At 66.6% G+C, this 24,106-nt stretch carries 21 protein-coding genes and 1 tRNA gene; 12 read left to right on the plus strand and 10 right to left on the minus strand.

The genetic code is table 11. The annotated features are described in order from the left end of the window. Window positions 1-13: 13 nt before the first annotated feature. Window positions 14-592: a hypothetical protein gene (locus ACW170_RS10220; protein WP_492086588.1), complete on the minus strand. Its 579-nt coding sequence runs from the start codon at window positions 590-592 to the stop codon at window positions 14-16. A 439-nt stretch (window positions 593-1,031) separates the two neighbouring features. Here ACW170_RS10220 and gatC point away from each other — a divergent pair, with 439 nt between their 5' ends. The 3 genes from gatC (at window position 1,032) to ACW170_RS10235 (ending at window position 3,327) form a co-directional block, all read left to right on the plus strand. Beyond that, window positions 1,032-1,319, plus strand: a complete 288-nt coding sequence (gatC, locus tag ACW170_RS10225) for an Asp-tRNA(Asn)/Glu-tRNA(Gln) amidotransferase subunit GatC (RefSeq protein ID WP_008261275.1) — start codon at window positions 1,032-1,034, stop codon at window positions 1,317-1,319. A gap of 2 nt (window positions 1,320-1,321) precedes the next feature. Beyond that, window positions 1,322-2,800 carry an Asp-tRNA(Asn)/Glu-tRNA(Gln) amidotransferase subunit GatA gene (gene gatA, locus ACW170_RS10230; protein ID WP_492086589.1) on the plus strand — a complete coding sequence of 493 codons (1,479 nt, stop codon included), beginning with the start codon at window positions 1,322-1,324 and terminating at the stop codon, window positions 2,798-2,800. A 65-nt stretch (window positions 2,801-2,865) separates the two neighbouring features. Continuing rightward, window positions 2,866-3,327 (plus strand): hypothetical protein, encoded by a 462-nt coding sequence (locus ACW170_RS10235; RefSeq protein ID WP_492086590.1) that lies wholly within the window; start codon window positions 2,866-2,868, stop codon window positions 3,325-3,327. A 75-nt stretch (window positions 3,328-3,402) separates the two neighbouring features. Here the strand turns inward: ACW170_RS10235 and ACW170_RS10240 are convergent, their stop codons facing one another. Continuing rightward, window positions 3,403-3,735, minus strand: coding sequence for a hypothetical protein (locus ACW170_RS10240; RefSeq protein ID WP_492086591.1), 333 nt, complete (start codon window positions 3,733-3,735; stop codon window positions 3,403-3,405). A 97-nt stretch (window positions 3,736-3,832) separates the two neighbouring features. Here ACW170_RS10240 and gatB point away from each other — a divergent pair, with 97 nt between their 5' ends. Continuing rightward, entirely contained in the window at window positions 3,833-5,335 is a 1,503-nt protein-coding gene (gene gatB, locus ACW170_RS10245) for an Asp-tRNA(Asn)/Glu-tRNA(Gln) amidotransferase subunit GatB (RefSeq protein WP_492086592.1), read from the plus strand. 69 nt (window positions 5,336-5,404) lie between these two features. Here gatB and ACW170_RS10250 read toward each other — a convergent pair whose 3' ends face one another. Both ACW170_RS10250 and ACW170_RS10255 read right to left on the minus strand, forming a co-directional pair. Continuing rightward, window positions 5,405-5,659, minus strand: coding sequence for an RcnB family protein (locus ACW170_RS10250; RefSeq protein WP_492086593.1), 255 nt, complete (start codon window positions 5,657-5,659; stop codon window positions 5,405-5,407). Window positions 5,660-6,562: 903 nt separating this feature from the next. Further along, window positions 6,563-7,147 carry an RcnB family protein gene (locus ACW170_RS10255; RefSeq protein ID WP_492086594.1) on the minus strand — a complete coding sequence of 195 codons (585 nt, stop codon included), beginning with the start codon at window positions 7,145-7,147 and terminating at the stop codon, window positions 6,563-6,565. Window positions 7,148-7,322: 175 nt separating this feature from the next. Between ACW170_RS10255 and ACW170_RS10260 the strand changes: the two genes are divergently transcribed. Continuing rightward, window positions 7,323-8,048 (plus strand): glutathione S-transferase N-terminal domain-containing protein, encoded by a 726-nt coding sequence (locus ACW170_RS10260; RefSeq protein ID WP_492086595.1) that lies wholly within the window; start codon window positions 7,323-7,325, stop codon window positions 8,046-8,048. 172 nt (window positions 8,049-8,220) lie between these two features. Beyond that, complete coding sequence (locus ACW170_RS10265) at window positions 8,221-8,532, plus strand: sel1 repeat family protein (protein WP_492086596.1); 312 nt, start codon at window positions 8,221-8,223, stop codon at window positions 8,530-8,532. Between the two features lie 8 nt (window positions 8,533-8,540). Here the strand turns inward: ACW170_RS10265 and ACW170_RS10270 are convergent, their stop codons facing one another. Then, window positions 8,541-9,302 (minus strand): polysaccharide biosynthesis/export family protein, encoded by a 762-nt coding sequence (locus ACW170_RS10270; RefSeq protein ID WP_492086597.1) that lies wholly within the window; start codon window positions 9,300-9,302, stop codon window positions 8,541-8,543. Window positions 9,303-9,423: 121 nt separating this feature from the next. Between ACW170_RS10270 and ACW170_RS10275 the strand changes: the two genes are divergently transcribed. After that, complete coding sequence (locus ACW170_RS10275; RefSeq protein ID WP_492086598.1) at window positions 9,424-10,863, plus strand: GumC family protein; 1,440 nt, start codon at window positions 9,424-9,426, stop codon at window positions 10,861-10,863. A 46-nt stretch (window positions 10,864-10,909) separates the two neighbouring features. Then, on the plus strand, window positions 10,910-11,611 hold the full coding sequence (locus tag ACW170_RS10280; RefSeq protein WP_008261560.1) for a P-loop NTPase family protein: 702 nt from the start codon (window positions 10,910-10,912) through the stop codon (window positions 11,609-11,611). Here ACW170_RS10280 and ACW170_RS10285 read toward each other — a convergent pair. The 4 genes from ACW170_RS10285 to ACW170_RS10300 are packed head-to-tail and all read right to left on the minus strand — an operon-like array spanning window position 11,608 to window position 16,434. Beyond that, window positions 11,608-12,537 carry a glycosyltransferase family 2 protein gene (locus ACW170_RS10285; protein ID WP_492086599.1) on the minus strand — a complete coding sequence of 310 codons (930 nt, stop codon included), beginning with the start codon at window positions 12,535-12,537 and terminating at the stop codon, window positions 11,608-11,610. The genes ACW170_RS10280 and ACW170_RS10285 overlap by 4 nt on opposite strands. Next, window positions 12,537-13,478 (minus strand): glycosyltransferase family 2 protein, encoded by a 942-nt coding sequence (locus ACW170_RS10290; protein ID WP_492086600.1) that lies wholly within the window; start codon window positions 13,476-13,478, stop codon window positions 12,537-12,539. The genes ACW170_RS10285 and ACW170_RS10290 overlap by 1 nt, the downstream gene beginning before the upstream one ends. Beyond that, complete coding sequence (locus ACW170_RS10295; protein ID WP_492089167.1) at window positions 13,475-14,920, minus strand: lipopolysaccharide biosynthesis protein; 1,446 nt, start codon at window positions 14,918-14,920, stop codon at window positions 13,475-13,477. The genes ACW170_RS10290 and ACW170_RS10295 overlap by 4 nt, the downstream gene beginning before the upstream one ends. 11 nt (window positions 14,921-14,931) lie before the next feature. Then, the gene (locus ACW170_RS10300; protein WP_492086601.1) at window positions 14,932-16,434 is read right to left on the minus strand and encodes an exopolysaccharide biosynthesis polyprenyl glycosylphosphotransferase; all 1,503 of its coding nucleotides are present in this window, start codon (window positions 16,432-16,434) and stop codon (window positions 14,932-14,934) included. A gap of 123 nt (window positions 16,435-16,557) precedes the next feature. Here ACW170_RS10300 and ACW170_RS10305 point away from each other — a divergent pair. From ACW170_RS10305 to ACW170_RS10320, 4 genes are all read left to right on the plus strand, one after another. Beyond that, window positions 16,558-16,649, plus strand: a tRNA-Ser gene (locus tag ACW170_RS10305). Window positions 16,650-17,374: 725 nt separating this feature from the next. Continuing rightward, entirely contained in the window at window positions 17,375-18,616 is a 1,242-nt protein-coding gene (locus ACW170_RS10310) for an MFS transporter (RefSeq protein WP_492086602.1), read from the plus strand. A gap of 123 nt (window positions 18,617-18,739) precedes the next feature. Further along, on the plus strand, window positions 18,740-19,801 hold the full coding sequence (locus tag ACW170_RS10315; protein WP_492086603.1) for a LacI family DNA-binding transcriptional regulator: 1,062 nt from the start codon (window positions 18,740-18,742) through the stop codon (window positions 19,799-19,801). Between the two features lie 159 nt (window positions 19,802-19,960). Beyond that, window positions 19,961-22,480, plus strand: coding sequence for a glycoside hydrolase family 3 protein (locus tag ACW170_RS10320; protein ID WP_492086604.1), 2,520 nt, complete (start codon window positions 19,961-19,963; stop codon window positions 22,478-22,480). Here ACW170_RS10320 and ACW170_RS10325 read toward each other — a convergent pair. After that, on the minus strand, window positions 22,477-23,916 hold the full coding sequence (locus ACW170_RS10325; RefSeq protein WP_492086605.1) for a tryptophan halogenase family protein: 1,440 nt from the start codon (window positions 23,914-23,916) through the stop codon (window positions 22,477-22,479). The two genes, ACW170_RS10320 and ACW170_RS10325, sit on opposite strands and share 4 nt — an antisense overlap. Between the last annotated feature and the right edge of the window lie 190 nt (window positions 23,917-24,106).

Below are 24,106 nucleotides of genomic sequence, written 5' to 3' on the forward strand. Positions count from 1 at the left end.
TGAGGAAGCGGCGTCAGGGCCGACAGTCCCGGCTGTAGGCTTCGTCATAGGGCTTGTCGAAACAGGCCAGAAAACCGTCGAGCACATCGAGGTTGAGCGGCCAGCTCAGTTCGCGGCCATATCGAGCTTTGAACTCCGCCGCACCCTCTTCGAACCCTTCGGGAGGCGGAATGGCTGCGAGACGGTCGCGGGCGGCTTGCAACGCGGCGCGGTCCTTGAGCAGGAAGGCCACCGTTCCGATTGCATAGTCCGCCTTACCGTCGCCGACGGGATCAGGACTGACCCCCGCCAGCAGCAGCCGCACGGCATGATCCGTCTGGCCCAAGGCGGCTCGGACTTGGCCCTCGTGCCAATAGTTGGTGTGAAGCTGGTCGCTGGTCATGTCTCTCCAGCGCGCCTTGCGATAGGCGGCCAGAAGCTCAACGGCCGTGTCGCGGCATTCGCGCCTGTTCCCGAGCGGACGCCAGCCTCCCTCCATGTCCTGATCGAAAGCTTGAGGCGACAGGGCCAGCATCGCCTCCCTGTCATAGGTGCAGGGCGTGGGCGCGGGGGCAGACTGCAGGACGGCGGCTGCGATGGCGGCGAGGAACATGGCGTGCCCTGTAGTTGCGCGAAACCAAAGCAAGACGTGTGACTGTGGCGTCAATGCGGCCGGACGTTTGGCGCTCGCCGCCCATGCCCCATCTCGTCCTGCTGAGGCGCAGACCGTGTCGGCGGAGCGACATGGCAGGCCCGGAATTTATTTGTCGATCATGCCGATGTGCGGCGGGGCAAGGCTTTCAGGCTCATTTTGCGTGCCCAATCCATCGGCCTTCCTGGCGCGGCTATAGTGTCCGGTCGTAAACGCGGGAGGGTGCGATGAGGTGGATTTGGCAGGTTTGGCGCGTTTGGCGCTTTGTCACCCTGTTTTCACGCCAAGGCGCCCGGCACGACCTGGGTACAGGCGAACACCGCCTCGTTCTTGTGAATCCGCGCCTGTGCCGCTAATCCCGCCCCCTAGACCCCTTTATCGACGTGCATTGGAGGGCCGCATGGCCATCGACGCTGCGACGGTGCGCAAGGTTGCGCATCTCGCCCGCATCAAGACCCCCGAGGATCGGCTGGAGCCGCTGGCCCAGGAGCTGAACGGCATCCTGCAGTGGATCGAACAGCTGAACGAGGTCGATGTCGACGGCGTCGAGCCCATGACCTCGAACGTCGCCCAGCCCCTGCGCCTGCGCGAAGACGTGGTCACCGACGGCGGCAAGATCGACGCCGTCCTGTCCAACGCCCCGAAGTCGGCTGACGGCTTCTTCGTTGTGCCCAAGGTGGTCGAATAGTCATGAGCGACCTGACCAAACTGACCCTAAAGGGCGCCGTCGACGGCCTGAAGGCCAAGGACTTTTCCTCGGCCGAGATCACCCAGGCCTTCCTGACCAAGATCGAGGCCGCCAATCCGACCCTGAACGCCTATGTCGAGGTGACGGCGGACAAGGCCATGGACATGGCCCGAGCGTCCGACGCCCGCATCGCCGCTGGCGAGGGTGGGGTGCTGGAAGGCGCGCCGCTGGGCATCAAGGACCTGTTCTGCACCGAGGGCGTCCAGACCACGGCCGGCTCGAACATGCTGCGCGGCTTCGTGCCGCCGTATGAATCGACCGTCACCGCCAATCTGTGGCGCGACGGGGCGGTCATGTTGGGCAAGCTGAACATGGACGAGTTCGCCATGGGCTCGTCGAACGAGACCTCGGCCTTCGGTCCGGTCAAGAATCCCTGGAAATCGACCGGCTCCAACGCCGATCTGACGCCGGGCGGATCCTCGGGCGGTTCGGCCTCGGCCGTCGCCGCCGACCTGTGCCTGGCCGCGACCGCGTCCGACACCGGCGGTTCGATCCGCCAGCCCGCCGCCTTCACCGGCACGGTCGGGATCAAGCCCACCTACGGCCGCGCCAGCCGCTTCGGCATGGTGGCCTTCGCGTCTTCGTTGGATCAGGCCGGCCCGATCACCAAGACGGTCGAGGACGCGGCCCTGCTGCTGCAATCCATGTGCTCGTTCGACGCCAAGGATTCGACCAGCCTGGACGTCCCGACGCCCGACTGGACCGCTTCGGTCGGCAAGTCGGTCAAAGGCTTACGCATCGGCGTACCGCGTGAATATGTCGTGGACGGCATGCCCGCCGAGATCCAGGCCCTGTGGGACCAGGGCGTGGCATGGCTGAAGGACGCCGGCTGCGAGATCGTCGAGATCAGCCTGCCGCACACCAAATACGCCCTGCCGACCTATTATATCGTCGCCCCGGCCGAGGCCTCGTCCAACCTGGCCCGTTATGACGGCATGCGGTTCGGACACCGGGCGGATCAGTTCAGCTCGCTGGACGACCTCTACGCCACCTCGCGCGCCGAGGGCTTCGGCAAGGAGGTTCAGCGTCGCCTGACCATCGGCGCCTATGTGCTGTCGGCCGGTTTCTACGACGCCTATTACGTCCGCGCCCTGAAGGTTCGTCGCCGCATCGCCGAGGACTTCGACAATGTCTGGGGTCAGGTGGACGCCATCCTGACCCCCTCGACCCCGTCGGCCGCCTTCGCCATCGGGGACAAGCAGATCGACCCCCTGACCATGTATCTGAACGACGTCTTCACGGTCACGACCAACCTGGCCGGCCTGCCGGGCCTCTCGGTCCCCGCCGGCGTCGATTCCGGCGGCCTCCCGCTGGGCCTCCAGGTCATCGGCAAGGCCCTGGACGAAGCCACCGTCTTCCAGGTCGGGGCCGCGCTTGAAAAGGCGGCGGGCTTCACGGCCAAGCCTGGGCAGTGGTGGTGAGTTGACGACAATCCAGGATTGAGGTCAGAGGGGCTAGCTGGTTTAATTTTTGGGGGGATCGAGCCATGAAGAAGCTTGCAGTTATCGCGGGGGTTCTTGCCCTTACAGCCCAAGGGGGCTCGGCCTCGGCAGGCGTCTATGCGGACGATCTGACGCGCTGCGTAGTCAGCTCGACAAGCGCGTCTGATCGTATCAGCTTCATCCGGTGGATGTTTGGAGCGATGTCAGCGCATGACGAGGTTGCGCCCCTTTCAACGGTCACGCCTGAACAACGCGCCTCCATGACCGAAGAAGCGGCAAAAATTGTTCAGCGCCTCATTCTCACAGATTGCCGTGAGCAATCCTCGAATGCCTTGAAGTATGAAGGTGAGACGGCGCTGAAGAGCAGTTTCGAAGTCTTCGGTAAGGTCGCCATGGGCGATTTGATGGGCGATCCGAAGGTTTCCACTGCCTTCGGCGGTATGGATTCCTATTTTGACGTCGATCTTTGGGAAGCGTTTTCTCAGGAAGTCGCGGCGCGCGACTAGCGCTAAGGTGATCGGGCCCTTCCCTCTCCTCGAAGGAGAGGGAAGGGCCGGCGTTTCCGCCGACCCTTCATTTCATCAGGCCGCCGGAAGCGCCTTCAGATCGGCGTCGATGGCCGCGATCTTCTCGTCGGTGATGGCTCCCTGGGAGTAGGGGGCGACCTGCCGAAGGGTCATCGCTTTGAACTGGCCATAGGCGGGATGCTTGTCCATGCCGGGCAGGTGCTTCTCCAGCACCGCCTTGGTCGCCGGATCGTTCACCAGGGCCTCGATCGGGCTTTCGATGGTCGGACGCTGGGCATGATGTTCGTCATGGGCGTGATCTTGCGCCGGAGCCGGGGCGGTCTGGGCCGAGGCGGCGCCGACCAGAAGCAGGGAGGCCGCAGCAGCGGCGAACAGGGTCTTGGACATGGGATTCTCCATTGAGGCGACCGATGTTGAGCGCGATTTCGCGACACCCTCAAGACAGCCTCTTTCTCGCCGCCGCCGACGGCGCTAGGACGACCCCATGACCGACACTGTTCCGAACTCGAAAACCATCAAGGGCCGCACCGGCGATTGGGAAATCGTCATGGGGCTGGAGATCCACGCCCAGGTGGCCTCCAAGGCCAAGCTCTTCTCCGGCGCCGCCGTCGGCTTCGGCGCGGGGCCGAACGAACAGGTGTCCCTGGTGGACGCCGGCTTCCCCGGCATGCTGCCGACGCTGAACAAGCACTGCGTCGAACAGGCGGTGAAGACCGGCCTGGGCCTGCGCGCGCAGATCAACAAGCGCAGCCAGTTCGACCGCAAGAACTACTTCTATCCCGACCTGCCGACCGGCTATCAGATCAGCCAGCTCTATTATCCGATCGTCGGTGAAGGCGTGGTCGAGGTGGAGGCCGAGGACGGCAGCTTCTTCAACGTCGGCATTGAGCGCCTGCACCTGGAACAGGATGCGGGCAAGCTGATCCACGACCTGTCGCCGACCGAGAGCTACGTCGACCTGAACCGGGCCGGCACCGCCCTGATGGAGATCGTCTCGCGCCCCGACCTGCGCACGCCGGAAGAGGCGGTCGCCTACGTCAAGAAGATCCGGACCATCCTGATCTATCTGGGCACCTGCGACGGCGACATGGAGAAGGGCAATCTGCGCGCCGACGTGAACGTGTCGGTCTGCCGCGCGGGCAACTACGAGAAGTTCAAGGCCAGCGGCGATTTCAGCTTCCTGGGCACGCGCTGCGAGATCAAGAACGTCAACTCGTTCCGCTTCATCTCCCAGGCGATCCAGTACGAGGCGCGCCGCCAGATCGAGATTCTGGAGGACGGCGGATCGATCACTCAGGAGACGCGCCTGTACGACCCGACGGCCGGCGAGACGCGCTCGATGCGGTCCAAGGAAGAGGCGCAGGACTATCGCTACTTCCCCGATCCCGACCTGCTGCCGCTGGACCTGGAAGAGGCCTGGATCGCCGAGATCAAGGCCTCCCTGCCTGAGCTGCCGGACGAGAAGCGCAAGCGGCTGATGAGCGAGTACGGCCTGTCCCAGTACGACGCCATCGTCCTGATCTCGGAACAGGCCAAGGCGGACTATTTCGAGGCCGCCGCGAAGGGGCGCGACGCCAAGCTGGTGTCCAACTGGGTCACCAACGAGGTCTCGGCGCGTCTGGCCGCCGACGGCAAGGACTTCGGCGAGAACCCGCTGCCGGCCGCCCATGTGGCCCAGCTGGTCGAGCTGATCGAGACGAACGTCATCTCCTCCAAGATCGCCAAGGAGGTCTTCGACCATGTCTGGAACGGCGAGGGATCGCCGGCCGAGGTGGTCGAGAAGCACGGCCTGAAACAGGTGACCGACACCGGCGCCATCGAGAAGGCCATCGACGACATCATCGCCGCCAACCCGGACAAGGCGGCCGCGGTCGCCGAGAAGCCCCAGGCCCTGGGCTGGTTCGTCGGTCAGGTCATGAAGGCCACCGGCGGCAAGGCCAATCCGGCCGCCGTCAACGACATCCTGAAGGCCAAGCTGGGTTTGTAAAACCCAAGGCCCTCGGCAGATAGTGTGAAGGCCCGGAGATCGCTCTCCGGGCCTTCGATCTTTGCGGGTCTACCAGCGCCAGGCGTCCCGAATGACGTCGATGATATAGCCGTCGTACTCGTCGATCAGATAGATCGTATTGTCGACCAGCACCCAGCGCGTGCCTTCGGGCGGATAGCCGAGACCATAGGTACGCCAGTCGTCCAGTCGGTAGCGCCAGAAGACGTCCGGCAGATAGTTCCCAACGGACCAATAGCGACCCCAATAGGAGCGCGGCACGCTGTAGTAGCCCCACCCCGGCGCGAAATAGAAGCCGACGCGCACACCGCTGTAGCCGTGGAAGCGCCGGTCGTTCCGCCACCAATCGGACCGGTGATTGCGATAGAAGTCGCGCCGCCATTGGTCGCTGTTGAAGCGGCGACGGAAGTCATCGTGCCGGTCGCGGTTCTGGTTCCAGCCCGAGCCGGGACGATCTGGGCGACCCGGGCGGTTCCAGTTGTCGTTCGGCCGATCCGGACGGTTCCAGCCGCTGCCAGGACGGTCTGGGCGGCTTGAGTCGCCACCCGGTCTGTCGGGCCTGCCGCCATTGCCGGGCCGATCCGGTCGGTCTGGACGGCCGACATTGTCGCCCGGGCGATCGGGCCGTCCGCCATTGGTGGGGCGGTCTGGCCTGTTCGGACGCCCAGCGCTGTCTCCGGGCCTGTCCGGTCGGTTCCAACCGCCCTCAGGGCGGTCAGGACGGGAAGGGCGGTCGCCGCCGGCGGGACGATCAGGTCTGCCTTCTCCGTTGGACGGGCGATCTGGTCGTGAGGGGCGGTCTTCCGTCCTTGGCCGCTCGGGTCGTGGGGCGCTGTTCTGCGGACGCTCGGGCGGTGAGGTTTCCGGTCTGGACGCGTTCGGCCGGTTCGGAGCCGGGCGTTCTCCGCGTGAGATCTGCGGGCGTTGGGGGCGGTCGGCGTCGCGCTGTTCGCGACGGGGCTGATCGTCCTGAGCGAGAGCTTGGATTGGGGTGGCGAGCGGCCCTGCGACGGCGGCGACGGCGGTGAAAGCCATCAGGAGGCGTTTCATGGTCTTTTTGTTCCTGCACGCCGGTTCTCCGGCGGCTTAAGAGGATGATCGCGCCGCGTCGATGAACCCGAACTGAACAAGGTCTCGTATCGAAACTTGCCTGTGAAACGCCCCGCGAGCGGGTGTCGCGGGGCTTTCCGGTTCAACGACTCAGCGTCCTCAATAGACGTTGGACAGGACGCTTGCGATCAGGCCGGTGGCGACCGCGATCAGCACAATGTCGCTGCCCGCATGGACATAGCGGTAGCCGCGCGGCGCCGGCCGCAGATTGTAGAAGTAGGGGTCGCTGACATAGTAGCTGCGGTACTGGGCCGGCAGATACCCGCCGGTTCTCCAGCGATAGGCGGAGTAGCGCGGCTCAACCCGATAGTAGCCGTAGCTAGGGGCGTACCAGTAGCCAGAACGAGGGCCGTTGTAGCCGCGGAAGTCAGGCCGCCCGCGCCACCAGTCGCGATTGTTCCGGTCCCAACGGTCGTTACGATAGTCACGTCGGTCATCCCTGCGCTCGTCGCGATAGTCGCGGCGGTCGTCACGGCGGTCCTGACGATAGTCCTGGCGATTGTTGTAGTCGCCTTGACGCCAGTCGCGACGGTCGTCCCGACGTTCGTTGCGATAGTCACGCCGGTCGTCGCGGCGATCCTGGCGGTATTCCCGGCGGTCGCGGTTCTGCGCCTCGGCCAGCATGGGGACGGCCGTGGTGGACAGGGCGATGGCGACGACGGCGGCCTTGGTGAGGCGGTTCATCTGCTTGCTCCATTCTGGGCCGCCGACGGAAACGACGAACTGGCCCGTTAATGACGCTCAAGCTCAGGTTTCTCGCCTGAACGCCTCCTGAACGATCGTGTCAGGATTGAAACCTGCGTTGCGGTAGCGGGCGCACAGGCCCAAATGTCGGTCTTCACCTAGAGGAGGCCGCCGCATGACCGCACCGATTCAGCTCTGGTATTGGCCCACGCCGAACGGGTGGAAGGTCTCAATCGCGCTCGAGGAAATGGGTCTCGCCTATGAGGTCAAGCCGGTGAACATCGGCGCCGGCGAGCAGTTCGAGCCCGCCTTTCAGGCCATTAGTCCCAATGGTCGTATGCCGGCCATCGTCGATCCTGACGGACCCGACGGCGAGCCGATCTCCATCTTCGAGTCCGGCGCGATCCTTCAGTATCTTGGGAACAAGTCGGGGAGGTTCTATCCGACCGGAGTGCGCGCTCGGGTCGAGGTCGATCAATGGCTATTCTGGCAGGTCGGCGGACTGGGGCCGATGGCGGGTCAGACGCACCACTTCCGCCAGTATGCGCCGGCCATGATCCGTGATCAGCGTCAGATCGCCTACGGCGTGCGGCGCTATACGAACGAGACCCACCGCTTGTATGGCGTCATGGACCGTCGCCTGCGGGACCGTGAGTATCTGGCCGGCGACTACTCCATCGCCGACATGGCGGCCTGGCCCTGGATGCTGCCGACGTTGCAAGGGCAGACGCTGGCCGACTTCCCGAACTTGGCGGCCTGGATCGAGCGTGTCGGGGCGCGGCCGGCGGTCAAGATCGGGCGCGCCCTGCTGGAAGAACGACGCGGGAATGCGGGCGGATCGGGCAAGGATGCGGAGGCGGCGAGGGCGGTTCTGTTCGGTCAAAGGGCACCGAAGGCGTAAACAAGAGATTTCCAACAGATTTCAGACTTCTGAATAGCTAGAGGAGTATTCATTTCTGCTTTACTGAAAAGTTTGGCGATGGCTTTCGCTGTTAACTTTAACTTCAAACCGGCGGTATTTGATGCGGTATCAGAGACGGGCCCAGAACGGCGCCCGTTCAGGAGATACGGTGATGAACGCGCAAGAAATGGCGCACGACCTGCAGGCCGCCTCGGACACCGAAGGCCTGCCTCTGCCGACGACCGACATGTCGGGCGACGACCTGTTCAAGCTGGGCATGATGTATTCGGCCGGATCGGGCGGTTGCCCAATGGACCGGGTTTCGGCCCACATGATCTTCAACCTGGCCGCCATGAAGGGCTCGATCGAAGCGCGCGTCTATCGCCGCGAGATGAGCCTGGAGATGGAACGCGAAGAGATCGCCGAGGCGCAGAAGGCGGCGCGCCGGTACATCGACATGGGCGTGGTGCGGCTGGCCGCCTGACCTGAACCTTAGAAGGTGGCGTAGCCGTTGCCGTTCGATCCGTTGATCGAATAGCTGAAGCCGATCGGCATGGCGGCGCGCACCTGGGTGAAGAAGGCGGCGAGTTCGCCGAGCGTCGAACGCGGTACGAAGATGATGTCGCCGCGACGCAAGGCCACGACCTCGCCGCGACCTGGGCGTAGATCGACCACCCGCATCATGCGCGACCCGCCAGGGCCGCGCCGGATCAGGGCGACGCGATCCGGTTTGCCCGAGGGCAGGAAGCCGCCCGCCTGGACGACGGCCTGATAGGCGTCCAGGTCGCCGGTCATTTCGATGACGCCTGGGGTTCGCACCTCGCCGTCAATCCAGACGCGGATCGGGCCGGCCTGCCTCAAGGTTACTTCAACGACCGGACGCACCAGTTGCGCGGCGTAGGCTGATGAGGCCTCCTGCTCCAACTCCGGCAAGGTGCGGTCCGCCGCCATGATCTGGCCGATCAGCGGCAGGGCCACGCGGCCGTCGGGACCGACCTTCAGGGTGCGGGTCAGTTCGGCGGCGGTAGGCATGGCCACCTCGATCTCGTCGCCGGGATAGAGCAGATATTCCGGCTCTTCGTCGGTCCAGTCGGCGAACGGGATCGTGGGGAAGTCGTCACGGCCGGCAGTCTGGACCCTGTCGGTGCGAGAACCAGGGCGCGGCATGCGGGCGGCGTTGCCCCCGCCGCAAGCGGCCAGGGTCGCGGCGGCCGACCCGAGGGCCAGCAGGAACAGTCGGCGATCTGGCGTCATGGAATCGGTTTGGTCCGACGAGAACAGGTTGATCGCAACCTCGCGCCTTATGGGTAACCGATGGTTAACGCCGGTGGGCGAAAGGTGAAACGGACCAAGAGTTTCCTGGATTCGCCCGCCCATGCGTTCGACGGCCTATGTCACGACCCGACCGCGTTACGGCGTGCTGGATGTCGTCGGCCTGCTGTTCCGCGAACTGCTGCTGATGATCGTCGTCTTCCTGGTCATCTTCGCGCTGGGCGCCGCGGCGGTGTTCACGCTGAAGAAGACCTACACGGCCCAGGGCGCGGTGTTTGCGGGCGTGGGCCAGGAGTATGTTTATCAGCCGCGTGTCGGCACGGCGGAGCGGGGGCAGGCGCCGCAGGGTGACGAGGTCGCCAGTTCCGAAGCGGCGATCCTGAGTTCGGGGCAGGTGCGCCAGCGGGTGGTCGAGGCCCTGGGGCCGGCGGCGATCCTGGGCAAGACGCCGACGGGATCGAAGGCGCAGGCCGAGGCGGCGGCGCGCAAGCTGGTCGGCGGAAGCCTGGGCGTCGGCACGGCGCCCGGCAGCGCGGTCATCCGCCTGAGCTACGAGGCCGACGATCCCGAACGGGCGGCGCGGGTGCTGAACACGGTGATCGAGCAATACCTCGCCTATCGCCGCGAGGTGTTTCAGGACAAGACCCCGGCCATTGCCACCCAGAGACTGGCGTTCGAAGGCGATCTGAGCGCGGCGGATCAGGCCTATGAGCAGTTCCTGACCAGCAACGACATCGGCGACTTCACAGCGGCCAAGACCACGCTGGCGGCCGTCTATCAGACGGTCTTCACCGACCGGCTATCGACCCAGAGCCAGCTGAACCAGACCAGCCAGAGGCTGAACACCCTGGTGGCGCAGCAGGCGGCGACCCCGGCGGAGGTGGCGCTTCAGCAGGACCTGAACATCTCGGCCCAGGATCAGGTGCTGCAACTGCGGACCGAGCGCGAGCAGCTGCTGTCGCGCTATCAGCCGGACGCCCAGCCGGTGAGGGACATCGAGGCGCGGATCGCCCAGCTGCAGGCCTATGTGGGCACAGGTACGGCGGTGGGGGCCAAGGAGGTCCGCACCGGGCCGAACCCTGTCTGGACCGAGCTGGAGACCAACCGGATCAACACCCAGGCCGACCGCGACGCCCTTGCGGCGAGGCTCTCGGCGCTAGATCGTCAGTTAACGGACATTCGGTCGCGGCAGGCCCGGCTGACGGCGCTGGAGTCCGAAAACGCGACCCTGGCCGGCAATCGCGAAGTCCTGACCGCCAATATTCGCGAGTTCCAGCAGCGCGAGAGCCAGAGCCGGGCGGACAACGCCCTGGTCGCCGCCGGCGCCGACAATGTCACCGTCATCGAACGCGCCCAGCCCCCCTCGACCGGCAAGAGCCTGAAGGCGCCGGCCCTGGCGGCGGTCTTCCTGTTCGCCGCCTTCACCGCCCTGTGCATCGGCCTGCTGCGGATCTTCTCGCGGCGCGGCTTTGCAACGCCGGACTCGGTGCGGCGGACGCTGGATATGCCGGTCCTGGCCGTGGCTCCGGCGAAGGCGCACTAGCCTCATGCCCGTGTTAGGCTGAGCCGATGGAGCGCGTGGCGATTCGATGGTCGATCTGACGTCCGAAATGGCGGGCCTGTGGGCGGCGCTGGGTCCGGCGCCGGCGCACCGCGCCCGCGTGATCCAGTTCGCCGCCGCCACGACCGGAGAAGGCGTCTCGACCGTGGCGCGGGAGTTCGCGCGCCTGGCCGCTGTCCGCGCGCGCAAGCCGGTCTGGCTGGTGGACGGGGACCTGGCCCAGCAGGGGCAGCTCGAAGCCATCGCCGCCGAACCGGACCGGTTCGGCCAACTGGGCAAACCGGCCCAGGCCTCGCCCGACGGCTCCAGCTTCTTCGCCGTCACGCCGGCGCCGACGGGACGGGATGGCAAGCCGATCCCACCCGCGCGCCTGCTGACTGCGCGACCCTGCCTGGGCGGCCGGTTGTGGATCACGCGCTTCCACATGGAGGCCCTGCGCTCTGGCCACCGGGTCGAGGCGATCGGCGAGGCCGGTTATTGGGACGCCCTGCGGCCGCACGCCGACACCATCGTCATCGACAGCCCGGCCGCCGACCGCAACGACATGGCGATCATCCTGGCGCCCTTCGTGGACATGACGGTTCTGGTGGTCGCGGCCGGCGGCGCGACCGCGAGCGGACCGGTGATCCTGCGCGACGAGATCGAGGCCGTCGGCGGCCGCATCGCCGGGGTGGTCATGAACCGCTCGACCTACAAGCCGCCCAAGTTCCTGAGCCGGCTGGCGGGCTAGGCGCGCCTTCGCAACATGGCCGCGCCATAGAGTTTCGGCTCGAACCCCTTGGTCCAGAACAGCTTGCCCAGGCCGCGCGCCGCGCGGTCCAGGGTTTCGGCGCGGGCGGGGCGGCGGAGCAGGGCGAGGGTCAGGGAGGCGAGACCCCAGACGGCGGCCTGGGCGGCGCCGATCAGCATCCAGCGGGCCACGGCGGGCCAGTCGCGGCGGGCGGCGGCCATCTGGCTGGGGCTCTGGCCATAGGCGAAGGCGCGCAGCAGAGCGTAGTTCAGGGTGGCGCGATCGGGGGGCGCGAACTCGTCCACCCAGGCGTCGGCGGCCCAGCCGAACCGGCCGCCGCGCGCTTGCAGGGCGGTGAACAGGCGGTCGTCCTCGCCGCCGGTCTGGTCCATGGCGGCGTCGAACGGCGCGGGGCAGGGCAGGGCCGTGGCGCGGACCATCAGACTGTTGCCGCAGCCGTGGATCTGGTCGGTCAGGCCGGTCTGGGTCGGGCCGTCGCGGCCGAAGAACCGTTCCAGATAGGCGGTGGTCCAGCCCGTGCCGTCGGGCACGCGGCCTCGGATGGGGCCGAACAGGACATCGGCGCCGGTTTGAACCTGAGCCTGCAACAGGGCGGCCAGCCAGCCGGGGGAGGCGGCCTCGTCGTCGTCGAGAAAGGCGATCAAGGGGGCGTCGGTGGCGGCCATGCCGATGTTGCGGGCCGTGGCGACGCCGGGGACGGGGGCATGGGCATAGGTCAGGGGCACCGGCGCCTCGGCCCGCAGACGGTCGATCAGGGCGGCGGCTGAACCATCGGGGTCATTGTCCGCGACGACCACGGCGGCGATCCGGTCCAGCGACCCGACTTGGGCGAAGACCGAACGCAGGGCCCGCTCCAGCATGGCCGGGCGACGCAGGGTCGGGATCAAGACGGCGACGTCCCGCATCAGATCGCATCCGCATAGACGGCCGCGCGGTACAGGCGCAGGGCGAAGGCGCGGGTGCGGGTCGGCAACAGGGGCGACAGGGCGGCGCCCCGGGCCATGCGACGGATCAGGGGCAGGGACGGCAGGCGTTTCAGGGCGCGGGCGGCCTTGTAGCTGGGGTAGGTCTGGACGATGGCCGGGTGCAGGGCGACGACGCGGGCGAAGTTGGCGGCGCCCTGGTCAAACTTGCGCGCCAGGTCCGGCACGGTGTCGAGGCCCATGTGGGTGGCCGGGTTGTCGATGTGGACCACCTGAAACTGGCGGGCGACCCGCATGGCCCATTCCACATCCTCCCACCCCCAGCCGGTGAAGCCGGGGTCGAAGGATTCGACGGCGAAGACGTCGCGCCGGACCAGCAGGTTGGAGGTGTAGACGTATTTCTCGGGCGTCCTGGCGCGCTGGGCGGCGCGGACGCATTCGCTGGCGCCGGACAAAGCGCGGTGGACGGCGAAGCGACGGTCGCGCGGCGCCTGTTTCAGCGAGAAGCCGCCGAAGGCCACGGCCGGATCGTCGCGCGCGATCAGATCGACCCAGGTCTGGAGGAAGCGCGGGCTGTCCGGCTTCATGTCGCTGTCGAGGAACAGCCAGGAGCCGGCGCGGGCGGCGATGGTCAGTCGGTTGCGCCCCCGCGCCCGGCCTTCGTTGGCGCACAGGGTGACGAGGCGGGCAGGCAGGGCCAGGGCGTCCAGCGTGGTCTTCAGCCGGGCGGTCAGGGCGGCGTCGCCGGTGCCGTCGTCCAGCAGGATCAGCTCGACCCGGCCGGCCAGGGCGGGGCCTTCGGTATCCAGCCGGCGCAGCAGGGGTTCGGGATCGTCGCGCAGGAAGGGGATCAGGACCGACAGTTCGGGCCGGGCGGCGGCCCAGCCGGGGTTGTCGTGAATATCGGCGCGGGAGCCGCTCATGCCGGGGCTCCCCGTCGGGCCTGGATCAATCGGTTCAGCACGTCGCGCACCCCGGCGGCGTTGAGCGTCAGCGCCAGGGCCGCATAGACCAGTCCGCCGACGCTCGCGTCCAGCATCAGTTCGACGAAACCGCCCAGCGGCGGAAGGCGCCAGACCACCAGGGCCATGCCGGTCGAGGCGACGCCGCAACGGATCAGGGCCTCCCACGGGATGGGCAGGGCGATGGCGCGGCGGCTGATCAACAGGCAGGCGACCAGGCCTATGGCGAAGCTGAGGGCCGTGGCGACGGCGGCGCCCAGCACGCCCAACCGGGGGATCAGGACCAGGTTCAGCAGGATGTTGGCCAGGGCCGGAATGGCCATGGTGACCAGCAGCAGGCCGGTCTTCTTGCCCAGGGTGAAGCCGAAGCCGAAATAATAAGCGATCAGGCCGGACATGAAGGCCGAGGCCGCGATCCAGGGCGTGACCAGGGCGGCGGCGACGCGCAACTCGGGGCCGATCATCAGCTCGGCCAGAGGGCGGGCGACCAGGGACAGGCCGACGGCGGCGGGCAAGCCGATCAGGATCAGGGTCGAGCCCTGTTCCAGGGCCGTCTGGCGCAGGGCTTCGCGGCCGCCGCGCTCCAGCGCCATGACCATGGCCGGGGCGCCGGCCGCCCCCAGCCAGATGAACATCACGTCCAGGGTGCGGTTCGCCAGGCTGTAGCTGGCGTGATAGGCGCCGACCGCCGCCGCATCCATGAAGGCGGCAAGCAGGAAGCGGTCGGTCGAGGCTAGAATCAGGGCCAGGGTCAGCGAGGCCGCGATCGGATAGCCGTAGGCGGCGTAGGCTTTCAGCCGGGCGCGATCCACGGTTCCGCCCGCCGACTGGCGCAGCTCGCCCGGCAGGATGAAGGGCAGGGCGAACAGGGGGGCGATCATCAGCCCCAGCATGGGCGAGGATGCGCCGGCGCCGGCCAGGGCGAAACCGGCCCCGACCAGAAAGCCCAGCACGGCGACGCCCATGTCCACCGAGGCGGCCTTGGACACTTCGCCGGCCGCGCGATACCGCTCCTGCGCCAGCTTGGCCAGGTTGCGGATCGGCGCCCCGGCTAAACCAAAGCCGACCGCCAGCTTGAAGGCCGGGGTCAGGGGCAGGAGCCAGACCACCAGGGCGGCCAGCGGCACGAAGACGGCGATGACGGCGAAAGACGTCCGGTACAGGCTGGCGAAATGGGTCGCCAGGCCGCCCGGCGTGCGCTCGGCCGCCCAGAAGCGGGCCATAGAGGCCTCCAGCCAGCTGAAGCTGACCGTATGGGCCAGGCTGGTGACGGAGAAGGCCAGGGCGTAGTGGCCGAAATCCTCGGGGCTGAGCAGGCGGGTGAAGACGACGATGGTCAGGAAACCGACCACGCCCTGGACGATCTGGGCCGGCAGATAGCCCCAGACGCCGCGCCAGAACATGCGCGTCTCGCTCACCTGACGGCGGCCCGGTCGCCCAGCAGGACGGGCACGGTGATCAGGATGATCCACAGGTCCAGCCAGAAGGACTGGCGCTGGATATAGTCTACGTCCAGCTCGACCCGGCGGCGCACCTCGGCCTCGGTGTGGACCGGGCCGCGAGAGCCCTTGATCGCAGCCCAGCCGGTCATGCCGGGCTTGATGCGGTGACGATGGGCGTATTCGGCGACCAGAAGCGCGGACTCGGTCTCGCCCGTCTTCATGCCGATGGCGTGGGGGCGGGGACCGACCAGGGACATCTCGCCGGTCAGGACGTTGAAGATCTGGGGCAGCTCGTCCAGGCTGGTGGCGCGGATGAAGCGGCCGACGCGGGTGACGCGGTCGTCGTCGGCGGTGATCTGGCGGCTGGCGGTGGCGTCGGCGGCGGCGTGGCGCATCGAGCGGAATTTCCACACCACAATGGCCTCCTGGTTGAAGCCGTGGCGACGCTGGCGGAAGAAGATCGGGCCCGGGCTGTCCAGGCGGATGGCCAGGGCGATCAAGGCCATGACCGGGGCGGCGGCGATCAGGGCCAGGGCGCCGATGACGATGTCCTGCAGCCGTTTGACGAAGGCGCGGGCGTCGGCGCTGGCTCCGCCGCCGATCTGGGCCAGGGGAGCGGCGGCCAGCCGGGTCAGGACCGCATCCCGCCCGGTCTCGGAATCGACGAGAATAGTCAGAGGATTGGGCAGGGTCTCGAGCCGGCGCGTCAGTTCGCGCACCCGCGGCCCGGCCTCGGCGTCGATGGCCAGGACGATCCGGTCGACATAGGGCAGCATCCGGTGGGTCAGCAGGGCCTCGGCGGCCCCGAGCACGGGCACCCCGGCCAGGCTATCGGGCGAGCGGGCCAGACGGTCGTCGAACACGCCCAGCACATTGAGGTCACGCCGCTCCAGCGCCCGCTCGATCAGGGCCTCGGCGTTACGGGTGGCGCCGACGATGACGATATTGGGCGACAGGGCCCCCTGACGACGCCAGCGCGCCACCAGCGTCAGCCACAGGCCGTGTAGGGCGATCAGAACCAGGGTCGTCCCCACGCCCCAGGGAATCACGGGGCCCAGACCTTGACCAAGCGCGAAGCCCAGGCCCGCTGCCGCACCGGTCGCCAGCCCGCCGGCCAGAACTACGCAGGCCAGATGGATCAGGGGCGCCGGGTTCGGGCCGAATCGATACAGGCCCAGGCCGCGTAGAAGGGCCAGAACCGCGACCGCGCCCACGGCCAGGGGGATGACGGCGCCCAGGGTCAGGGTCCGGGGATCCAGATCGCCCAGCGCCCACAGGGCCGCGAGGCCCAGGCCTGCGGCGACCGCCACGTCGGCGGCGCGGAAATAATAGACCGCCAAGCGCACGCTCGACCGCTGGCGGGCGTTCAGCCAGACCTCCGGCCGGAACGGGCCCCGCCCGGCGCGTCCGGCGAGGCCGGGCGCCGCCCCGTCGATCATGGTCGCGGGGGCGAGGGAAGAGGCGCAGTCAGGCATGGCGATCCGTGGTCTGGAAGAGCCGCAATAGTGCACAGCCCGCCTCTATGTCGCGTTAACAACAGGTCTTTGGTTCGAAGCGGATTGCACGACGCATCATGCTCGGCTATCGAGCCCTTCGCTGGAGACGTGGCCGAGTGGCTGAAGGCAACGGTTTGCTAAATCGTCGTACCCTGTAAGGGGTACCGAGGGTTCGAATCCCTCCGTCTCCGCCACCCCGTCCTCCGCTAAACGGCAAGTCCGCGAGAGCAGGGAAATACCCCCTACATTCCGGTGCATTTCCGGCGCTGTCAGGGTAACGGCGCCAAGTCGCAATCGCCCCAGCCAAGTTCGATTGGGGCGGTCGCCGCCGCCTAGGCGGCATCAGGCTCGGCGTGGAAACGGCGAAGGCGCGTTTGACAGATCAGATGACGCTGGACGTTGAAGGGATTGTAGATAGCGGCGTCGGTTGTGAGTAAACGTTGGGCGTAGGCTTGGGCTTGAAGCCCTGCTGCTGCCGCTCTCGTCGTAGGATGGGACATGTGCGTTCCCGACCCGGCTGTTCTCTTTGGGCGGCCTGGGCGGTGAACCCGGGTGAGGTTCAGCACTCGAAGAGCGGCGCCATATGACGCGAGGCCGTCAGTCGTGATCGTGCAGGCTGAGACTTAAACGGAAGTAGAGTCAGACAGCATTGCTGATCACCTCTGCCGTGAGGCCGTGGCGTTTGAACGAAAGCGGCTTCAAGAATGTCGTCTCCTGTCAGCCCTCTACTGCGACCTTCAGTGGAGACAAGTTGGCGGCAGACTGACGGCATCCCCCCGTTGACATCGGACGGGATACGTCGAGCGTAGGTGGGCAAACAGATTGCCGATAGCGCTGTCTTTACTGCTACGCGACATGAGAAGCCTGTTTCGACAAGGTCTTTTTGGCCCAGGGTCGCGATTATTGGGGGAGGGGAGGGATGAGTCAGGCAGAGACCGGACCGTTCGGACAGCGGCAGATCTATTTCCTGGCCAGCTATGTGCTGGTCTTTGTCGCCGCATTCGTCGCCCTCACGCCTGTGCTGCAGATCATCGTGCCGCTTCACGCAGGACGCATCGATCCAGCCGACAAGACAAGAATTCTGAGCCAGGCGATGTTCTGGGGGGCGGCGACAGCCGCGATCTCAAATGTCGCTGTCGGCGCGCTGAGCGATCGAACCCGATCGCGATTTGGACGTCGGCGGCCATGGTTGGCGGCCGGCGCCCTGCTGATGGTCGTGGCCTATGTCGGAATCGCCCAGTCGCGGTCGCCCCTGCAGCTGACCTTGGCGGTCATGGCCTTCCAGGTGGCGTTCAACATGATGATGGCGCCGATGCTCGCCCTGTTCGCCGAAAGAGTGGGCCTGGCGCAGCGCACGACCATGTCCGCGCTCCTGGGGATCTGCTATCCCCTGGCCGTGGCTGTCGGCTCGGGGCTGATGGCGCTGGGGCCGGCGACGGAAAATGGACGGCTCATTCTGCTGTCCCTGATCCTGTTGGGGGTCGTGCTGCCCTTCGTCTTGTTGTTTCCGGAGCCAATCGGCGAGGCCCCCGTCCCCGCGCCGGGGCGTGACCGCCCGGAGTTCACGGGTTTTCTGGCGCCTTTTAAATCACGGAATTTCTCGCTGGTTTGGGGGGGGCGGCTTTCGCTTTCGACAGGGTACGCACTGGTCAGCGCCTACCTCCTCTATTTCGTCGCCGAGGCGTTCCGCGCCGAGAATCGCAGCGCCGAGCTATCTCACTCCATTCTCACCTCCGTCGCTCTGGGCGGCGTATTTGTCGTCGCCGGCGTCGTGGCCGTCCTAGGAGGCCGTTTGAAATCAAGAAAGTTCGCCGCCCTGGTGGGGGCGGTGTTGCTGTGCGGCGCGACAGGGGGCGCAGCCCTTTCCGAGCAGTGGGGCTTCGTGGTCGCATGTTTCTTGATCTACGGCATCGGCCAGGGGGCCTATGGGGCGGTGGAGATGGGACTGATGGCGGATGCTCTCCCCGACCGGCGGGGTCAGGGCAAGGACATGGGACTGATCAATCTGACAGTCGCTCTTCCTCAGGCCCTGGCGCCGGTCATTGCGGTTGTGGTTCAACAGAGCGGCGGGGAGACGCGCGCTCTGTTTCTGGGCGCGGCGCTCTGTTTCGGCGCCGGCGCCGTTCTGATTTCGGCCCTTAAGCCCCTGCGGGGGGCTTGAAGGGGGATCCGGGGGCGAGAGGGCCTGCGACCCATGCTTGCGGACAGCACGCGGCGCGGACTAGGAGGGTTTGCTGGATCGACGCCTCGCCCGGCGGCGGTTGTCGGCAGGTCGGGGGAAACAATGTCGGGTGCGACGATCTATGATGTGGCGGCCGCTTCCGGCGCGTCCATCAAGTCGGTATCAAGGGTGCTGAACGGCGAGGCCAATGTCAGCGCCGCATTGCGTGAGCGCGTGCTGGCGGCTGTCGAGAGCCTGGGATACCGGCGCAACATGTCCGCGCGCGGCTTGGCCGGAGCGACCTCGTCGATCATCGCCGCCTTGGTGGACGCTCAACTGACGATCGAACACTGGCGCAGCGGGCGAGGAAACGACTACCTCAGCCGGCTGGAGATGGGCGTTTTGATGGAGGTTCGGCGAGCCGACCACCATCTGATGGTCGAACTGATCGACCACGCGTCACCCAATCTTCGGCGCGATCTGTCGGCGCTTTTGGCCTCCGTTCGTCCGCGGGGCGTCATTCTCACGCCCCCCAATTCCGATCACCCCATCGTTCTCGACACGCTGGAGAAGGCGGGGATCGCCTATGCGCGGATCGGTCCTGAGCGCAACCTGAGCCAGGGCGTCTGCGTGGCGATGGATGAGCGCCAGGCCGCTTTCGACATGACCAAACACCTGATTGAGCTGGGTCACCGTCGGATCGGGTTCGTGACAGGGCCGATCGCCTACGCCGCCAGCCAAAGGCGTCTCGAAGGATTTAGAAACGCCATGGCCGATCATGGTCTGCCGATTATGGAAGGAAGCGTCGCCCAGGGCGACTTCACCTTCCAGTCCGGCCTGGCTGCGATCGCTGGCTTTCTTGTTCGGAATCTGCCGCTGACCGCCGTTTTCGCAAGCAACGACGATACGGCCTTGGGTGTGCTTCAAGGCGCCGCAGCGCGCGGGTTGCGCACGCCGCAGGATCTCTCGATCGCAGGTTTTGACGATACGCCGGGGGCGATGTTCGCCACGCCCTCGCTGACGACGATCCGCCAGCCTGTGACCGAAATGGCCGCTCTGGCCGCCCGGCGTCTCATCCCCGGTCATCAGGACAAGGACGCGCCTGCCCCCCTTTCGCCGGGCGGGTGCCTGCTGGCGCCCTATGTTCTGGTCGTGCGGAATTCGACTGGAGCGGTCACGCCCTGACCCCTTGCCGGTTGACAGCGCTGTCAATTTGCCTAGGCTTCATGCTAGGGGGACGAAGTTTCTCGAGAGACGACACCCTTCGGGCCCTCAGCTCAGCCCGCCTCATCTTCGGCATCGCGTCTTGGATGACGGGTCGCCTTGTCTTCCGTGGAATCCGCCATGCGCAATGCCGTTTCCTTCCTCTCTCTCATCCTGGCGGTTCCCATGTTAGCCGGCGTCCCGATGCCGGCTGAGGCTCGAACGCCGACCCAAGCCTCTGACGAGGTCGTCCAGAACGCTCAGGCTCACCCGGAGCTGTGGCCCCATGCCTCCTCTCCGGCGGCGATGACGGACGCCGCGACCGAGGCCTTCGTCACCGAACTGATGGCGAAGATGACCGTGGAAGAGAAGGTCGGTCAGACGATCCAGGCAGACATCGCCTCGATCAAGCCCGAGGACCTGCTGACCTATCCGCTGGGGTCGATCCTGGCTGGCGGCAACTCCTCTCCTGGCGGAGACGAGCGATCAAACGCCCAGGCCTGGGTCGATCTGGCGCGCGAGTTCAGGGTCGCCAACGCCCGTCGCAGAGGAACCGTCGTCCCGCTGATCTACGGCATCGACGCCGTTCACGGGCACAACAATGTCGTGGGCGCGACGATCTTCCCTCACAATATTGGCCTGGGCGCAGCGCGCGATCCGGATCTGATTCGGCGCATCGGCGCGGCGACGGCGCTGGAAGTCGCCGTGACCGGCGCGGACTGGACCTTCGGTCCGACCCTGGCTGTGCCGCGCGACGACCGCTGGGGACGCGCCTACGAAGGTTATTCGGAGAATCCCGAGGTTCAGCGGGCCTACGCCGCACCCATGACCCTTGGGCTTCAGGGCGAGCTATCGACGGACGGGCCACTGGTTGCGGGCCATATCGCCGGATCGGCCAAACATTTCCTTGCCGACGGCGGCACCGCAGAAGGCAAGGACCAGGGCGACTTCCTGGGGACTGAACAGGAACTGATCGACACCCACCTGTCCGGCTATCCCCAGGCGATCGACGCAGGCGTGCTTTCGATCATGGCCAGCTTCTCCAGCTGGAATGGCGTCAAACACTCCGGCAATGAGACCATCCTGACCGACGTGCTCCGTGGGCCCCTGGGCTTTGACGGTTTTGTCGTGTCCGACTGGAACGCCCATGGGCAATTGCCGGGCTGTTCGAACGAAAGCTGCGCCCTGGCCTTCAATGCCGGGATCGACATGTTCATGGCGCCCGACAGCTGGAAGCCGCTCTATCAGAACACCCTGGCCCAGGTGCGGTCGGGCGAGATTCCAATGGCGCGACTGGATGAGGCGGTGCGCCGGATTCTGCGGGTCAAGGTCAAGACCGGCCTGTTCGTCGATCGCCGGCCGGTTGAGGGCCGACTGAACGAGCTGGGCTCTCCGGCCCACCGCGCCATTGCGCGCGAGGCGGTGCGCAAGTCGCTGGTCCTGCTGAAGAACGAAGGCTCAGTCCTGCCGATCAGATCCGGCGCGCGGGTCCTGGTCGCCGGCCACGCCGACGACATCGGCCAGGCTTCGGGCGGCTGGACCCTGACCTGGCAGGGGACGGGCAACACCAACGCCGACTTCCCCAACGGCCAGTCGATCTGGGGCGGCATTCAAGAGGCGGTCGCCGCCGGCGGCGGTCAGGCGACGCTCAGCCCTGACGGCACCTTCACGCAAAAGCCCGATGTCGCCATCGTCGTCTTCGGCGAGACTCCCTATGCCGAGTTTCAGGGCGACGTCGATACGCTGGACTTCCTGCCGACCGAGCCGCTGGAAACGCTGAAGCGCCTCAAGGCTGCTGGGATTCCGACCGTGTCGGTCTTCCTGTCCGGCCGTCCGATGTGGACCAATCCTGAGATCAACGCCTCTGACGCCTTTGTCGCCGCCTGGCTGCCGGGCACGGAAGGCGGCGGCGTGGCCGACGTCCTGATCGGCGACGCTGCGGGCAAGCCTCGCACCGACTTCAATGGCAAGCTGTCGTTCAGCTGGCCCAAGAACGCCAAGGGCGAACCGCTGAACGTCGGGCAGCCGGGCTATGATCCCCAGTTCGCCTACGGTTACGGCCTGACTTATGCTCAGGGCGGGCGTGTGGGCCCGCTGTCGGAAGAGAGCGGAATCCTCGGCGCCGTCGGCAGCATCGATCGCTATTTCGTGGACGGCCGCTATGTCGCGCCGTGGGCGCTCATGCTCGACGACGCCGGCGGTCAGCATAAGCCGGGTTTGGCGCGCACGGCGGCGAGCCCGCGCGGCGGCGTCTCGGTTCGCCCCGTCGATGATCTGGCGCAGGAGAGCGGTCAGCAGTTCACCTTCGCCGGACTCGGTCCAGCCAGTGCGAAAATCTGGGGCACGCCGATCGACGTGACCCGTCACGCCAATGGCGAGATGGCTCTGGGCTTCCGCTACAAGGTCGACGCGGCGCCGACAGGCGTGGTCGGTCTGGCCTTCGGTCAAGCGTCGGTCGATGTGACGCGTCTGTTCACGGAAGCCTCGACCGGGGAGTGGCGAACGGTGAAGATCCGCCTGTCCTGCTTCCGAGACGCCGGCGCCGACCTGTCGGCGGTGGACACGCCGTTCCAGATCGCCACGGACGGCGCCCTAACCCTTTCCGTGTCGGAAATTCGTCTGATGTCGAATGAGGGCGACGCGAGCTGCCCGGCGGTTTAGGTCGCGCAGTGGCGGGCGATGTAGGCCGAGTGGGTCGGCATCGCCTCCGCCGTCTTGCGGATAATGGCGCGAAGGCCCGCCAACTGTTGTCGGACGACGGAGGCCGGCAGGGCGTCCGCCAACGGGTCATGGCCTACCGGGTGGATGTTCTGCCCCACAAGGACCGCGATCCAGCTGGCCTCGCTGAACAGCTCGTCGCCCTCCTTGAAAACGCGGCCACCCGACAGGAACAGGTCGATCCGTCGCGCCAGCGAGTCAGGGATATCCATGCCGGCCACATGACGCCAGAAGGCGGTGTCCGACCGCTGGGTGGCCTTGTAGTGCAGGATGATGAAGTCCCGAATCTGCTCGAACTGCAGCCGGGATTGGCGATTGTACTCGTCGCGCAGCCGGGGATCGAACCCCGCATCGGGGAAAAGACGCATCAGCCGCGATATGCCGCTCTGAATAAGGTGGATGCTCGTCGATTCCAGTGGCTCGAGAAAGCCCGAGGACAGGCCCAGGGCGACGCAGTTGCCGATCCACTGACTGCGCCGCCGGCCCGTGACGAAGCGCAAGGGCCGAACTTCGCCCAAGGCCGGACCGTCAAGGCCGTTGAGCAAGGCGGCTTCTGCTGCGGCGTCGGTCGTAAAGCTGGAGGCGTAGACGTGGCCGTTGCCGGTCCGGTGCTGCAGCGGAATGCGCCAGCGCCAACCGGCTTCATCGGCCGTGGCCCGAGTATAGGGTGTTAGCGGATCGGTGTTGGCCGAGGGAACGGCCAAGGCGCGATCGCAGGGCAGCCAACTGCTCCAGTCCTCATAGCCGGCGCCGAGCGCATCTTCGATCAACAGGCCCCGGAACCCGGTGCAATCGATGAAGAGGTCCGCCTCCAGCCTCCGTCCATCCGCAAGATGAACCGCGCGCACGAAGCCGTCGCCCGGGCGGAGCTCGACGCCCTCGACTCGACCCTCAAGCCTTTCCACCCCGCGAGGTTCGGCGTAGCGGCGCAAATAGGCGGCGTACAGACCGGCGTCGAAATGATAGGCGTGCTTGAGGCTGGATAGGACGGTGCGGGGATCGGTCGATCCGGGCGTGAATCGATTGAGCCGCGCGGCTGTCGCCGCCAGGCAATAGTCCGCAAGCGGCGTCTCGTCGCCGGCCTCCCGCTGAGCGAGCCAGTAGTGGTGGAAGCCTACTCCCTCCAGATCCACGCCAAAGGCGCCGAACGGGTGGATGTATCTGTCGCCGAGCGTCCCCCAGTCGACGAACTCGATGCCCAGCTTGAACGTGCCTTGCGTCGCCCTGAGAAAGTCGTTCTCGTCGATGCCGAGCATCGCGTTGAATGTGGCGATCGGGGGAATGGTGGCCTCGCCAACACCGACGGTTCCGATCTCTTCCGACTCGATCAGACGGACGCGAACTCGTGGCGATAACCGGCTGAGCGCGGCGGCCGCCATCCAACCCGCCGTGCCGCCCCCAACCACGAGAACCTCGCGTATAGCATTGCTTTGCGAAGGTTTTTGCAGGCCTGGCGTCATGCTCGCGGTCTTCTCGGCAGGGGATTGGGAACGTTCCATTACATTGACCGCCTATGGGACGCATGCTAGTCGCGGGATGACAGCGCTGTCACGTTGTCCAAAACATATT

Source organism: Brevundimonas sp. FV2ps16, assembly GCF_058681075.1.